Annotated in this window: 12 protein-coding genes and 1 other annotated feature; of the genes, 6 read left to right on the top strand and 6 right to left on the bottom strand. The window is 44.0% G+C overall.

Going from position 1 to position 14,360, the window contains the following annotated elements:
* Window positions 1-69: 69 nt before the first annotated feature.
* The 3 genes from tyrS to AC4G47_RS11935 all read right to left on the bottom strand — a co-directional run bounded on the left by tyrS (window position 70) and on the right by AC4G47_RS11935 (window position 5,306).
* Window positions 70-1,332, bottom strand: a complete 1,263-nt coding sequence (tyrS, locus tag AC4G47_RS11945) for a tyrosine--tRNA ligase (protein WP_491106139.1) — start codon at window positions 1,330-1,332, stop codon at window positions 70-72.
* A gap of 116 nt (window positions 1,333-1,448) precedes the next feature.
* Window positions 1,449-1,676 (bottom strand) — a binding site (T-box leader).
* A gap of 548 nt (window positions 1,677-2,224) precedes the next feature.
* Complete coding sequence (locus AC4G47_RS11940) at window positions 2,225-3,694, bottom strand: protein adenylyltransferase SelO (RefSeq protein WP_491106138.1); 1,470 nt, start codon at window positions 3,692-3,694, stop codon at window positions 2,225-2,227.
* Between the two features lie 295 nt (window positions 3,695-3,989).
* Window positions 3,990-5,306, bottom strand: a complete 1,317-nt coding sequence (locus AC4G47_RS11935; protein ID WP_491106137.1) for a nucleobase:cation symporter-2 family protein — start codon at window positions 5,304-5,306, stop codon at window positions 3,990-3,992.
* A 311-nt stretch (window positions 5,307-5,617) separates the two neighbouring features.
* Between AC4G47_RS11935 and AC4G47_RS11930 the strand changes: the two genes are divergently transcribed.
* The 3 genes from AC4G47_RS11930 (at window position 5,618) to AC4G47_RS11920 (ending at window position 9,205) form a co-directional block, all read left to right on the top strand.
* Window positions 5,618-7,291, top strand: a complete 1,674-nt coding sequence (locus AC4G47_RS11930; RefSeq protein ID WP_491106136.1) for a helix-turn-helix domain-containing protein — start codon at window positions 5,618-5,620, stop codon at window positions 7,289-7,291.
* Between the two features lie 130 nt (window positions 7,292-7,421).
* A complete protein-coding gene (locus AC4G47_RS11925; protein WP_491106135.1) occupies window positions 7,422-8,417 on the top strand; it encodes an ABC transporter substrate-binding protein in 996 nt (331 codons plus the stop codon).
* A gap of 2 nt (window positions 8,418-8,419) precedes the next feature.
* Window positions 8,420-9,205 carry a hypothetical protein gene (locus tag AC4G47_RS11920; protein WP_491106134.1) on the top strand — a complete coding sequence of 262 codons (786 nt, stop codon included), beginning with the start codon at window positions 8,420-8,422 and terminating at the stop codon, window positions 9,203-9,205.
* A 54-nt stretch (window positions 9,206-9,259) separates the two neighbouring features.
* Here AC4G47_RS11920 and AC4G47_RS11915 read toward each other — a convergent pair whose 3' ends face one another.
* Genes AC4G47_RS11915 through AC4G47_RS11905 form a run of 3 tightly spaced genes read right to left on the bottom strand, consistent with a single transcriptional unit; the run spans window position 9,260 to window position 11,015 of the window.
* The gene (locus AC4G47_RS11915; protein ID WP_491106133.1) at window positions 9,260-10,036 is read right to left on the bottom strand and encodes an NRDE family protein; all 777 of its coding nucleotides are present in this window, start codon (window positions 10,034-10,036) and stop codon (window positions 9,260-9,262) included.
* Window positions 10,037-10,080: 44 nt separating this feature from the next.
* The gene (locus AC4G47_RS11910) at window positions 10,081-10,380 is read right to left on the bottom strand and encodes a Dabb family protein (protein WP_491106132.1); all 300 of its coding nucleotides are present in this window, start codon (window positions 10,378-10,380) and stop codon (window positions 10,081-10,083) included.
* A 53-nt stretch (window positions 10,381-10,433) separates the two neighbouring features.
* Window positions 10,434-11,015, bottom strand: a complete 582-nt coding sequence (locus tag AC4G47_RS11905) for a TetR/AcrR family transcriptional regulator (RefSeq protein WP_491106131.1) — start codon at window positions 11,013-11,015, stop codon at window positions 10,434-10,436.
* A gap of 223 nt (window positions 11,016-11,238) precedes the next feature.
* Between AC4G47_RS11905 and AC4G47_RS11900 the strand changes: the two genes are divergently transcribed.
* From AC4G47_RS11900 to AC4G47_RS11890, 3 genes are all read left to right on the top strand, one after another.
* A complete protein-coding gene (locus AC4G47_RS11900) occupies window positions 11,239-12,354 on the top strand; it encodes an NADH:flavin oxidoreductase (protein ID WP_491106130.1) in 1,116 nt (371 codons plus the stop codon).
* Between the two features lie 226 nt (window positions 12,355-12,580).
* Complete coding sequence (locus AC4G47_RS11895; protein ID WP_491106129.1) at window positions 12,581-13,432, top strand: AraC family ligand binding domain-containing protein; 852 nt, start codon at window positions 12,581-12,583, stop codon at window positions 13,430-13,432.
* Window positions 13,429-14,328, top strand: coding sequence for a DMT family transporter (locus AC4G47_RS11890; RefSeq protein WP_491106128.1), 900 nt, complete (start codon window positions 13,429-13,431; stop codon window positions 14,326-14,328). Before AC4G47_RS11895 ends, AC4G47_RS11890 begins: the two co-directional genes overlap by 4 nt.
* The last annotated feature ends 32 nt before the right edge of the window (window positions 14,329-14,360 follow it).

Here is a 14,360-nt window from a genome sequence, read left to right as displayed (position 1 = left end):
ACAGAGATGGAAGGCGGTCTTTTTGTTTGTTTCTGTAATTGTATAAGTGTACGTTTTAATTGTCAGACACTAGGATTGAAGCTTAACCAGACTGTAGTTCTTTTTACCTTTACGGATAATGATGAATTTACCGCCAATGGCATGCTCTGCTGAAACTGTGAATTCAAGCTCAGTAATTTTCTCACCATTCATGGAAATCGCACCTTTAGTGACATCCTCACGTGCCTGGCGTTTGGATGGCTCCAGCCCCAGATCCACGAGCCAGTCGACGATATTTTTCGCTTCGCCGTCTGTTTCAAACGTTGGCATTTCCTTGAAGCCCTGCTCGATTTCATCAGCTGTCAGGGAGCGGATATCTCCACTAAACAGCGCTGCTGTAATACGTTTAGCCTGTTCGAGCATTTCTTCGCTGTGAACGAATTTTGTCATTTCTTCCGCGAGTGCTTTCTGTGCTTCACGTTTGTGTGGCTCTGTCTCTACCTTTTGAGCCAAAGCTTCAATTTCTTCTTTGCTGAGGAAAGTAAAGTATTTCAAGTATTTAATGACATCACGATCATCTGTATTCGCCCAGAACTGGTAGAACTCAAATGGTGTTGTTTTGTTCGCGTCAAGCCAGATTGCGCCACCAGCTGTTTTACCGAATTTAGTTCCGTCAGATTTGAGCATGAGCGGAATGGTCAGACCGTACGCCTTTGCTTCAGATCCTTCTTTTTTGCGAATCAGATCGAGACCACTCGTGATATTTCCCCATTGATCCGAACCGCCGATTTGCAGTTGTACATCTTCGTTCTGGAACAGGTGCAGATAGTCGAGGGATTGAAGAATCTGGTAGGAAAACTCGGTGAATGAGATTCCGCCTTCCAGTCGGCTCGCAACTACATCCTTGGCCAGCATCGTATTGAGGTTGAAGTTTTTGCCGTAGTCGCGTAAAAATTCAATCACATTGATTTTGTGTGTCCAATCGTAGTTGTTCACCATACGAACCTGATTATCACCGTCTGTTACGAACAACTTTTTCATCTGCGCTGTCAGTGCATCCACATTCTCCTGCACTTGTTCCATCGTTTGCAAGGATCGCTCTGCCTGACGACCACTTGGATCACCAATCGTACCTGTAGCTCCACCAATCAGAATGACCGGACGGTGTCCTGCCAGTTGAAAACGTTTCAGCATCATGAAGGGAATGAGATGTCCGATATGCATACTATCCCCCGTAGGATCAACTCCACAGTACAATGAGACTGATTTGGTTTCAGTCAGTTCACGCAATCCCTCTGCATCGGTCTGCTGGTTAATGGCGTCGCGCCACTCTAGTTCATCAATAATATTCATTCGTAAAAACCCCTTTTCTATCCTCAAGATTCAGTCATGATCTACGTTAAATTACGAAATACACGCTGGAACGGCTTTTTTGGACACAAAAAAATCGCCTCCTTGTCTTTATTAGACACAGGGACGATTATCATAACCGTGGTACCACCCAAATTGCATGAACAACACGTGACCTTAACACGCTATCCATACCACTTTCGGCAATATATCGTTTGCCCATCCGCTTGGCATTACCCAAGTACTCCAGAGTGTAATTCGCAGCCCTTGTATGTATCAGGTTCCATCAACCCCTGACTTTCTGTAACAGGGACAAAGCCGCTACTGCGCTCCATCAACGTGATTCATGTATTTAATTTATAGCAAGTATAGCCGAACGTTGGAGTCATTGCAAGGTCAAGTCTGCAAACTTTAAATATAACAATGGACAAGCACATAAACTCAACTTATATGGTCATTATGTTCAACTTTCCGTGATAATAGTGATGTGCCTTCTCTGCAATCTGATCCTCATTGTTCCAACATTGCTGATCCAGCATATCAAGTTGCTGCTCCTGCATAGAGCAGCAATTTCCTGTTCATTTGAAGTTAAGGCTTCCCATCCTTGTTCAGATTCATTCTTTTTTTCGAGAAATGATAATGCATAGCCATACCATACGTCATTAATATCTTGCTATGCCAGTGTAAATACAGATCACCGATCTGTTGAGGGCTTTCTGAACGCCCCTGTCCAGATCCTTCATCACTTCGTATGATAGGGGACACCATCCCATTTAAAGATATCAAACAAGCATTAACATAGTTTTCCATCTGTTGCCTGCGGAATGCTGTTCGCTCTAACAACTGTATAATGAAAAAGCTGCCTAAGGCAGCCTCTTCATTACACACTGTTCAATCAGGTCCCACAAAAAGTCTGATACGAAGTATTGCACTGTGCAGGCAGTTCGGCATATTCAGCCTGTTCAGGTGAGTGCGCGAACGGATCGGAAAGAACAGCCAAAAGCTTCTCCATCACGCTAAGGTCTCCGTAATTCTCCGCTCGCTCAAGTGCTTCTTCGACCCGATGATTACGAGGAATGACTGCCGGATTGCTCGTTCTCATTAACTGTTGTGATACTTCTCTCGTCTCTTGCTGTCTGTCCAATCTTGCTTGCCACCGCTCATTCCATTCAGCAAATTCTGTCGTGCCAAACAAAGTTGTCCCTTCCAAGTTATCAAAGGTCAATGCCAAGAACGTATTCGTGTAATCTGCACTATGCTTCTCCATGAGTTCAAGAAGGTCTTTGATCAGGGCTTCATCTTCTGTCTCTTCATTCAACAAGCCCAGTTTGGCCCGCATTCCCTTAAGCCAATGATGATGGTACAATTCCGAAAATTGTGCGATCGCATCCTGAGCGAGTTGCACGGCCTGTTCTTCATCTTCGTGCAATAGTGGCAGAAGTGTCTCGGCAAATCGAGCCAAATTCCATCCAGCAATATACGGCTGATTCCCATAAGCATACCGACCTTGCGTGTCAATGGAGCTAAATACGGTTGAAGGATTGTAAGCATCCATAAAGGCGCATGGGCCATAATCGATGGTCTCACCGCTGATCGCCATGTTATCCGTGTTCATCACCCCATGAATGAAACCAACACGCTGCCACTGCGCAACGAGCGCGGCCTGACGCTTAATCACTTCCTGAAGGAGCAAAAGATAGCGATTCTCAGCTTGGGCGACATCAGGAAAATGTCGATCCAGTGTATAATCAGCCAACGCTTGGAGATCGTCGATAGACCCCCATCTGGCTGCGTACTGGAAAGTTGCTACCCGGATATGACTGGAAGCCACTCGGGTCAATATGGCCCCAGGCCGTTCTGTTTCGCGGATAATGTTTTCTCCGGTAGATACTACTGCCAGACTTCGGGTTGTTGGAATACCCAGTGCATACATCGCTTCACTAATGATATATTCTCGCAACATGGGACCAACAGCAGCACGTCCATCCCCTCCACGAGAGTAAGGTGTTCTTCCTGAACCTTTCAGCTGGATATCCACTCGCTCGCCTTGTGGCGTAATCTGTTCTCCCAGCAGCAAAGCCCGTCCATCACCAAGCATGTTAAAATTGCCGAATTGATGTCCTGCATAGGCCTGAGCTAAAGGCTCGGCTCCTTCCGGAATCAGGTTACCCGCGAAAATTTTCGCTCCTTCATCACTGTCAAGAGACTCCACATTCAGACCCAGACTGGATGCAAGCAGTCTATTGAAGATGATCAACTTCGGTGATTCAACAGGTACTGCGTCCTGACTTGTAAAAAAGGGTTGCGGTAACTGCGCATAACTATTGTCCAAATTCCATCCTTTGTTCAACGTCTCTTGTTGCATGGTGATCACAACTCCTTTTCTGTGCCCAAGGGATTTACCCCTGGTTTTATTTTAGCCTTTGTGAACCAATGCTCATTTATGTAGTCGCATGGAAATTCAATGTAGTGAACATATAAAATGTTCTTGATGAAACTTTAGCATATTTGTATTCCTTTTGCATTCCTCATAAATAGTAAGCACAAAAAATCCAAGAGGTTTCTTTACCAAGTGGGGGCACTGCCCTTCATTCCACTTCCCAGAAAAACCGTCTTGGATCTATTTCGTTTACACGCTAACATGTCTGTTATTACAAGAATTACGTGTGTACTTCTTGAGCCTGTACAGGCTGTACTGGCAAACTCTTATTTTTGAAACCGAGGTTAAAGAAGACATTGAGCAGGATCGCTGACAGGCTTCCCGTGATAATACCATCGCTAACAATGATGCGAATACTTTGAGGAAGCTGGGCAAACAGATCGGGTACAGCAGTAACGCCGAGCCCAAGTGAAACGGAGCAAGCCACGATCAACAGATTGGATTGTTTGCCGAAGTCGACGTTTTGCAGCATTTTGATCCCGGATGACACGACCATTCCGAACAGTACGACAGTCGCACCACCTAATACAGCACTCGGAATAATGGTTGCAAAAGCTGCTACTTTGGGAATAAGTCCGAGAAAGATAAGGATGCCTCCAGCCGCAACAACCACATTGGTCGTTTTCACCTTGGAGAGCTGAACCAAACCGACATTCTGAGCGAATGTATTGTATGGAAAAGCATTGAATATGCCGCCAAGGACAAACGCAAGACCTTCTGCGCGATATCCCCGTGCCAGATCTTTTTCGTTGATCGGTTGATCACAGATTTTGCTCAAAGCCATAAATACACCTGTGGACTCGATGATAACCACCGTACCTACAATGATCATTGTAATAATGGGGCCGATTTCGAAGGTTGGCCATCCAAAGTAGAAGGGCTGGGGCAAATGGAACCAGGAGGCTTCCTGTACAGCGGCAAAATTCACCTTTCCCATGAAGGCTGCGACGAGGGTCCCCACGATAATACCAAGGAGAACAGCCAGGGATTTCACAAAACCGCGAGCATATCGATTCAGGATCAGAATGAAAAGTAATACGCCAAAGGAAAGTGCCAAATTGTCCAAACTTCCAAAATTCTCGCTGTTTGCTCCACCCGCCATGTTTTTAATGCCTGTTGGGATTAGTGCAAGACCGATGATGGTCACAACTGTACCTATAACGACTGGGGGAAACAATTTGACAATTTTGCTGAAAAACACGGCAAAGATGACGATAAATACTCCCGCTGCTATGATGGAGCCATAAATGGCTGGAATCCCGTATTGTGACCCAATTGCAATCATGGGTGTGACCGCTACAAAAGAGCTTCCAAGCACCGCCGGCAAACCTATACCCAAGTACTTCCCTTTCCGAGCCTGAAGCCATGTTGCAATCCCGCACGTTAACAGGTCAATGGATACCAGATACGCCAACTGCTCTGCAGTCAGATTTAACGCTCTTCCCACAAGCAAAGGCACCAAAATTGCTCCCGCATACATCGCCAATACGTGCTGAATCCCCAGTGAAAAAATTCTCATCTTTTTAGTTTCTTTCATCCCACGTTGCCCCCCTGAAATTAGAATCAACCGAACCGCTGCAAAATCATGTTATGTTGATTCACATTATATAAACTATTCAGGGAAGTTCCATGATTCATAACATAGAATTGTTATACGAGATAAAGAGTTCAACTTAAATTGGGCATGTTATACAAAAGAAAATCTATACCATTCGTTTAGCGTCATAATAGTTAACACTTGTGATTGAGCAACACCTATTTACATCCAGAAGAAGTACCTAGAGATGAACAACTTCCTCACGTTACTCTATTTCTGACCAATTGCGATAAGCATGCTTGTGAGCTAGAATGTTCAATAGCAAAGGGTTGGTGATTCGCATCGTACATATCAACAGAAACAACGAAAATTCCAAATATTTTATACTCGAACATTCATCTTTCAAACTCCGACAGATCCAACATATCAAAAACACTGCCACCGATTGGGAGCTAAAACTCCAGTTCATTGAATCCCACTTACTTGTTTTTGCAGCAAGCGGACGAGGATGGCTAACCATTGATGGACAGTACATCGAATGGCAAGAAGGTAGTGTGTACATCTGTAACCCTGGTCAACTGGTACAGGCAGCAGCAAAATCACTGGATGAACGCGGCCTTTACCTTCTGCGATTCGATATCATTATCGATCACGATTCAAGGACGACTGACTCCGTTCGGCCAATCCAAGGCGAACTTCCTTTTCCTATAAAAGAAAAGATTATTCTTTCTTCACCAGTTTCTATAAACGCTTTGTGCGAGAATATTACGAAATACCTGCAAAGTGAGGATCGTCTGAAGCAGTTCCGAAGTCAAATTTACTTTCAGGAACTCCTGCATCACCTCTTTCAAGATGACTTACTTGTTGATGAAAATGATCCGGAGGCAGCTCTCGAATATGTAAAATCCTATATGGAACAGCATTATCAACAAGAGTTAACTATTGAACATTTGGCAAAGGTGGCAGGAATAAGTTCTCGTCATTTTATGAGACTGTTTAAGAAAAGGTATGGATGCAGCGCAATCGAATATCTGGCTGTTTATCGAATTAATCAAGCTCAGAAACTTATGAAAATGGGCGGTGAATACCGACTCAAGGATATCGCCAGTCACGTAGGTTATCCTGACGATATTTATTTTCGTCGCAAATTCAAGCAGATTGCGGGCATCCCTCCAGCCACGTTTATTAGGAACAACAAGCAAAAAATTGTTGCCTATAACCCTTTTAATATCGGACAATTGCTGCCTTTAGAGATTACTCCTATTGCCGCACCGGGAGATCATCCCTGGACTGATTATTACAAGAGAAAGTACGGAGCAGATCTGGTCCTATCATTGCATTCAAATAACGCGTCAAAAAGAGAAGAACTTCTTCTGGCTAATCCGGATTATGTTATCGGAATTGACAATATGGTTTCCGCTGAGGATCAGGCTTGGATTAAACAAATCGCACCTGCCTTTTTCGTGCCCTGGTTAGACCACAACTGGCGTGAACATGTACAGCTGATTGCGGAATTTCTGGACAAAATGTCCCAGGCCGAAATCTGGTTTGAAAAATACGAACGAAAGTCACGCTTTGTAAAAGAACAAATACAGTCCACCATTAAAAAAGATACGCTTCTTGTTCTTAGAGTCTCAGGAGATCTGATACACATTTTGGGCTGCAGAAGCCTCGCTACGGTCTTTTACGATGATTTGCACATTTCTCCCCCACATGATATCGATAGCTCGATGCCCAATCTTGGGATTACACCTGCAGAGCTGGCCAAATATGATGCTGATCGTTTAGTGATAATCCGTGATGAGGATGCGCGCTCACAGTCCGGTTGGCAATTGCTCATGCAATCTGAACCATGGCGTAATCTCAAAGCGGTCCGAAATGGTCGGATCGATTTTCTACCTACGTACCCATGGATAGAATATACGGCATTTACGCATGATCTGGTTTTGGATGAGGTGCTGATGCTTTGGCGTAATCGTGCATAAAACGTTGTCATGATCGTCAATATTCCGGAAGTTGAAAAACATTTATACTCTTTTTATGTGATAATGATAATCAATCTTATTGTGAGATTGTCAATTGCAAATTTTATTTATTCAAGGGGAGCATCAAGAAATGAAACAAAAACGAGGTTGGAGTACAGGAATCATTATTGTATTGTTAATCGCGCTGTGCACTGCCTGTGCAGGAAGCAACACAGGGTCAGATACTTCAGGAACTGCCACTGGAGATTCCGGCACAACAGAAACAGCGTTATCTGATAAAAATCGTGTTGTAGCTAGTGAAAAAGGAGATGTCAGCATCCCTGCTGATCCCCAAAGAATTGTTGGTCTTTCAGTTGTTTACCCAGAATTTCTGTATGCTCTGGGTGTAAAACCTGTTGCGGTACAGAACTACCATCCAGAATTCCCGGCTTATCTGCAAGAGGCATTGAAAGACACATTGAAGACTGGGCTCGCCCAAACACCTAATTTTGAAGCGATTCTATCCACGCAACCAGATCTTATTATTGCTCCAGCCTGGTGGTCCGATAAGGACTATGATCAACTGACGGCCATTGCCCCAACCGTTCTTCTGCCGCAGCGAGACAACTGGCGGGATGAACTGCGAGATATCGCTGAAGTTCTGGGCAAGAAAGATCTGGCTGAAAAGGTCATCACTGACCTGCAGGTTCAAGAAGCAGAAGCCAAGAAGACACTGGATACCCTTGTTGGCGATGAAACGGTTATGTATATGATGATCATGGCTGACGAGATCGTTATATATGGAGAAAATATCGATCGGGGCAAATTCATTCATCAAGAGCTGGGTTTAAATCCGGTCAAAGATTTTCCACAGAGTGAAATGAGTGTCTCAATTTCTTTGGAAAAGATCCCTGAGTACAACCCTGATCATATTATTTTACAGTTGGATGATGAGTCCAGTGATAAAGTGCAAAAGAGATACAAGGAAATGATGAATAGTTCGTTGTGGGAAAATATGACTGCAGTCAAGAAAAACCAGGTATATACCATGGGCGGTAAGGAATGGTTTAGTCTGGGCATGTCTCCGCTGGCAGATAGCAACGCAGTGAACGATGTGCTTCAAGCCTTTGAGAAGAAAGAAAATTAAACGTGGAAGTAAACGAGCTGGAGAATCGTTATTTCCTAAGTTTGCATGATACCGATCCTATGCATCTGCTGTTTACCATTTCTGCTACAGATCTTCTTCATGAAAATCATATGAACCATTTGCTCGACACGTATGGCCCTCTGATCAAGTCAGGCGAACGCTGTGTGACCGCAGCTTTTTTCTGCAACTGGTATGCTTCCGTATGTAGTGCGCTTCAGAACATGCTGTTTGGAGGTGCCGATTATATTTACGATTTGTCTTTATCTAATATCAGTGTGCAACTGTACATCAAGGAACAATACCCGTTGTTTTCATTTAAAATTAAAAATACAAAGCGTATTCAGATTCCCAAGCGTAACCGTGAAGAATGGTGTGCACAGATTCTACAAGTATTCTATAAAGAGAACGTACGACCGCTGTTAGAAGCGTTATCCGACATAACTCAGATCAGCGTCCTCTCTTTATGGGGACAAGTCGTCAGCGCTTTATACAGTTATATGGAAGAAGAACTATCCGAAACATCAGATGAGAATAGGAAGGGAAGTATTACTTTCCAAAAACATATTCTTCGCCGTGGGTTGGATGCCAGTACTTTGGGACTTCTAAAAAATCCGTTTGACATCAAATTGAGGTTTACCCAGCATATAAATGACCCTGGTCGGCAAGTTTTGATCAAACCTTCCTGCTGTCAGGCTTATCGTCTGGATGCCAAATTCGGATACTGCTACGATTGTCCCCGCCTGAAAGAAGTGGATAGAGCATCCATGCGCGCAGGCTCATGCGGTTAGTTGAGAAAATAGAACAGGTCATGTTGAGAAGTAATATCTCGACATGACCTGTTTCTATTTTCGGAAGTTGTACTCTATCTCTAAACGCTGCTCCATTACCTCTCCGTTCTGATGAACCCTCTCTGTAAACAATACTTTTTCTTTGGTCATGAGGACAACGGATGAAGCTCTGGTCCCATAGTCGAATTTGCCACTTTTAACGAATATGGGAGAAAGCAAACGTTCCCACTCCAATGGAACACCTGTATGGGGGAGAAGCTCATCCACTGAAGGGTCTGCCATTTGCAGCAAATCTAATATTTGCTCTGTCAGGGAACCTTCGCCCTCCCCGTTGATGATTTTTTCCAATCCTTCTTTTCCACGTCTCACCTTGGGCCAATCTGTATTGATCAAGTGATTACTAATCCCGTATATTCCCGGTTTCAACTTCATCACGATATTACCCACATTAGAATAATAATAGAGGTCGTCAGGATCACCCACCAACAAATTGTAGCCAGGATAATCATTGCGATTTTGCTGCGCACGTTGCATATATTGCTCAGGTGTGGACGTTCCCTTTAAAAAATCAGCAACCAGATCTCCTCTGGAGCACTTGGCATGTACCTCTTCATTCGGATCACGATAATTCGTGACAGCAGCCAGACGCCCACCTGTGGTTATGCCCATCCAGGTTCCCATTTTCGATAAATCCCGGCCAGCCAAAATATGAGGATAATCTTCCCAAAAATGAGCTTGTGCTGTAGGTCTGTGATAGAATTCATCCCTATTTGATCCCAATATAAGTGGATACTTCGAATTCATTTTGTAAGCAAATAAAATTAAACACATGGGGATTTCAACTCCTATATTCGTCAAACCTCGATATCGTCGTTTTATATCGCATAATCAACCACAATAACATCTTCTACCCAACCATCTAATGAAGCTACAAATGCCTGATGAGCAGGATGTGGACCATAGGCGCGCAATGCCTCCTGATCTTCAAACGTCACTCGCAAGCCAATCGTGTAACCTTGGATACGATCCGTTTCCTCCGTAGTATTGATTCCCGCGGTCAGCGAGACAATTCCTGGAATCTGTTCCTGTAACGCGAGCAATTGAGCCACCAGTTCCTGTTGCTTCGCTAATGTGATTTTATCGTTAAATTTAAAAACAACCAAATGTTCAAACATCTTGTTATTCCTCCTATGTCCATCGAATAGTAATGCAATTTCGTTAAATGAAGTCAATTCAACAATTCCAATCCGCCCATCATATAGGGGACCACTCTCTTGGCTAAGTCAGCAGGGGATTCCTGTCTTCCTTCGATATTCCATCGATACGTTATTCCATAGATTGACCAACTTAACATGGTCGCAGTAGCTTTCAGCGTTTTAAGATCTACGTCTCTCGCTCCTTGCAGCATGAATTGAAGAAGGAACTGCTCCAGCTGCGTTTTGATATTCTCTTCAATAATCGGTGCAATTGTATCATATTTTTTGATGCACTCATTGCTTGAGACGTGGTAGTCACATAACGAATATATAAGCTGCTGCATGGTCTCGGCTGACAATCGGGCTTCCGGATCCACTCTTTTCGTTACATATTCCATAAATGCATCCGATAACAAAGCTTCGAGCAGCACATATTTATCCTGAAAATGGGCGTAAAATGTAGCTCTGTTGATTGTGGCTTGTTCTGTAATATTCTGAATGGTAATACTACTGAAGTTTTTAAGGTTCAATTGGTTTAAAAACGCATCAAGAATTAATTGACGCGTGCGAATTACACGCGGATCATTCGAGTTTGGAGACAATACACCAGACATGTCCCAATCCTCCTTCGTACACAAAATATTTGGCTAGACTCCTTCATTATAGATAAGTGCTATTTGTTCAACAAGTGAAAGTAAGTGTACAAACACAATACAATAATCCGAGTCTTTCGCTTAAGCAACAAAATGCTCCGATTGTTGGTTGAGCATGCCTATAGACCTTGTTAAGATTGCACTCGTACCCGCTTGAAGGTGCAACATAATGGAGGTGCTTAGTTTGAGTAATCAACAACATAACGTTATTTCTACGGAGCTTCTGTTTCAACCATACACCGTTCAAAAATTAAACCTGTCCTCACGAATTGTCATGTCCCCCATGGCTCGCGCTTTTTCCCCGGATGGTGTACCGGGAGCCGATGTAGCAGCATATTATCGTCGACGCGCGGAGCAAGGTGTTGGCTTAATTATTACAGAAGGTGCAACCATTGAACATCCATCTGCATCAAGTGAGCCTAGAATCCCTCATATGTATGGGGAAGCAGCTCTTCAAGGCTGGGCTGAAGTGGTTCGACAAGTCCATGCTGCCGGTGGCAAGATTTTCCCTCAGATTTTACATATGGGAATCGTTCGTCCTTCAGGATCTCACCCACACCCGGAAGCTGCATCTCTAAGTCCATCGGGAGTTGATATAGAAGGTAATCAGGTTGGTGAGCCTATGACCGAAGAAGAGATTGCAACTGTTATTGAAGCTTATGCAGATGCAGCAGTTAATGCACAACGCATTGGTTTTGATGGAATTGAGCTCCACGGTGCTCATGGTTTTCTGATCGATCAATTTTTCTGGAAAACAACGAATAGGAGAACGGACCGCTACGGTGGCGACCTTCAGAAACGAACACAATTCGCGATTGAACTTGTTAAGGCAGTCCGGACTGCGGTAGGGCCTGATTTTCCTATTGCGATGCGGATCTCCCAATGGAAGATGAATGATTATCAAGCCAGACTGTTCGACACACCCGAACAACTGGGACAATTCCTCAGCTTGCTGGTTGATGCAGGTGTAGATATCTTCCACTGCTCGACACGACGCTTCTGGGAGCCCGAGTTCGAAGGATCTGATCTAGGATTCGCCGGATGGGTAAGAAAACTGAGTGGCCGAACCACAATTACCGTTGGTTCTGTGGGTATGCCAGACGAGCCTGAAGCAGGAGCCGATGAAGCAAAGCATCCAGGTATGGGCGAACTTATGAAGCGATTGGATCATCAGGAATTTGATCTGGTAGCTGTAGGACGTGCGCTCCTTGGTGACCCGGCATGGGCAGTTAAAATACGCGAAGGCCGCGTATCCGAGATTCAGCCTTTTACACCTGAAGCACTAGCTACACTACATTAAAAAATAATTACGTATTGTTCCAGAAACATTCGGTTTCATATATATAGGTTTGAACTCGTGAATCAACTATACTAAGCAAAGGGCTCGCTTTCCCTCCGGGATAGCGGGTATTTTGTTTTTGGAGATATCTGTCCGATCAAACCCTTCGAACACCAGCAATATCGTTCAAGAAAATTCCTTCTTTACATCCTATAATGACGTTAACATACCAGAAAGAAGGTGCATCATGACTCGGGAAGTTCGAACTGTTGTATTTGATACGGATCTACAGCTGGAAGCTTATCAATTTGAAGGCATTATGCAGAAGTTCCCCAATCATTTTCATGACTACTACGTCATTGGATTCATTGAGCAAGGCAAGCGACACCTCGTCTGCAACAACGAAGAATATATTCTGAATAGCGGAGACATGATTGTCTTTAATCCACATGATCCTCATGCCTGCGAACAAGTCGATGGAAGAACTCTCGATTATCGCTGTATCAACGTCCAGCCTGAGGTTATGCGAGAGTATGCGAAAGAGATTACTGGACAAGCTTACTTGCCACGGTTTACCTCTCCCGTTCTCTACCAGAGTGAACTTGTTGGTTCCCTGCATGAGCTGCACCAGATCATTCTTGAGGAGCAATCCGATTTTTGCAAAGAAGAATTGTTACTCTTTCTGCTGGATCAATTGTTGAGAGATTATTCAGATGCGGAACCACCCGTTTCAACACAGGATGTGACTACTGAGATCAGACGCATATGTGATTACATAGAATCTCATTACATGGAGAGCATCTCGTTGAACGAGTTAGCCGACTTGACGGAGATGAGCAAGTATCACCTGCTGCGTTTATTCACTCGGCAGAAAGGGATATCACCTTATCGCTACCTGGAAACAATTCGTATTAACCAAGCCAAACGGCTGTTGGAACAAGGTCAGCTTCCGATTGAAGTTGCCGCGCAGACGGGATTCAGTGATCAAAGCCACTTTACGAATTTTTTCAAAAAACTGATTGGCCTGACGCCCAAGCAATACAGACGTATCTTCAATCATGACACAGAACCGAAACGCACCACCGATAACATCATATGACAAGCCATCTTAGCCATCAAAACACTAAAGCCTCTACCGGACATTTGCTCGCTTTATTTACCATATTGATCTGGGGAACTACGTTTGTCTCGACGAAGGTTCTGCTGATTGACTTTACTCCAGTGGAAATTTTGTTTTTTCGCTTTCTGATCGGGTATTTGGTACTATTACTGATCTATCCACGTTCACTACGGATCGCATCATTCAGAGAAGAATGGTTATTTATCGGAGCAGGCATATGCGGAGTGACGTTATATTTTCTCATTGAAAATATAGCACTCGTGTACACAACGGCTTCCAATGTGGGTGTAATTGTTTCCATTGCCCCATTTTTCACTGCTGTGCTCGCCCATTTCTTCCTGGATGGAGAAAAGTTAACTCGCCGCTTTATCATCGGATTCGGGATTGCCCTGAGCGGCATCATACTCATCGCATTGAACGGCAGTTTCATTCTGCAACTCAATCCGCTAGGTGATCTGCTTGCTTTCATAGCACCCGCGGTATGGGCAATTTATTCTGTGTTGATGCGTAAAATTGGTGAGCTTCGTTATCACACCATCGGTGCCACTCGCAAAGTGTTCTTCTATGGCCTGATCTTCATGTTACCAGCTCTGTTCCTATTTGAATTCCATTGGGATCTCGGACGCTTCACGAATATGACCAATCTATCCAATATTCTCTATCTCGGCCTGGATGCTTCCGCATTGTGTTTCGTGACCTGGAACCGAGCGGTTAATGTTCTTGGTGCTATCAAAACGAGTGTCTACATCTATCTGGTTCCTGTCATTACTGTCGTGTCATCTGCACTGATTCTTCAGGAACGGATAACCTGGGTGATTATACTCGGGGCGTTCTTAACCTTATTCGGATCTTACATTTCAGAGCGAAAAAGGTAAGCCATTCAACAACAAAGACACTAATCCACGCA

It is taken from the genome of Paenibacillus sp. Negev47 (assembly GCF_058313655.1).
This window is presented reverse-complemented; position numbering and strand designations above follow the sequence as displayed.

Coding starts and splice junctions, on each gene's coding strand:
- AC4G47_RS11895 (WP_491106129.1), top strand. CDS start 12,581: ATGACTCGGGAAGTTCGAACTGTTGTATTTGATACGGATCTACAGCTG.
- AC4G47_RS11925 (WP_491106135.1), top strand. CDS start 7,422: ATGAAACAAAAACGAGGTTGGAGTACAGGAATCATTATTGTATTGTTA.
- AC4G47_RS11910 (WP_491106132.1), bottom strand. CDS start 10,380: ATGTTTGAACATTTGGTTGTTTTTAAATTTAACGATAAAATCACATTA.
- AC4G47_RS11935 (WP_491106137.1), bottom strand. CDS start 5,306: ATGAAAGAAACTAAAAAGATGAGAATTTTTTCACTGGGGATTCAGCAC.
- AC4G47_RS11905 (WP_491106131.1), bottom strand. CDS start 11,015: ATGTCTGGTGTATTGTCTCCAAACTCGAATGATCCGCGTGTAATTCGC.
- AC4G47_RS11890 (WP_491106128.1), top strand. CDS start 13,429: ATGACAAGCCATCTTAGCCATCAAAACACTAAAGCCTCTACCGGACAT.
- tyrS (WP_491106139.1), bottom strand. CDS start 1,332: ATGAATATTATTGATGAACTAGAGTGGCGCGACGCCATTAACCAGCAG.
- AC4G47_RS11940 (WP_491106138.1), bottom strand. CDS start 3,694: ATGCAACAAGAGACGTTGAACAAAGGATGGAATTTGGACAATAGTTAT.
- AC4G47_RS11915 (WP_491106133.1), bottom strand. CDS start 10,036: ATGTGTTTAATTTTATTTGCTTACAAAATGAATTCGAAGTATCCACTT.
- AC4G47_RS11930 (WP_491106136.1), top strand. CDS start 5,618: ATGTTCAATAGCAAAGGGTTGGTGATTCGCATCGTACATATCAACAGA.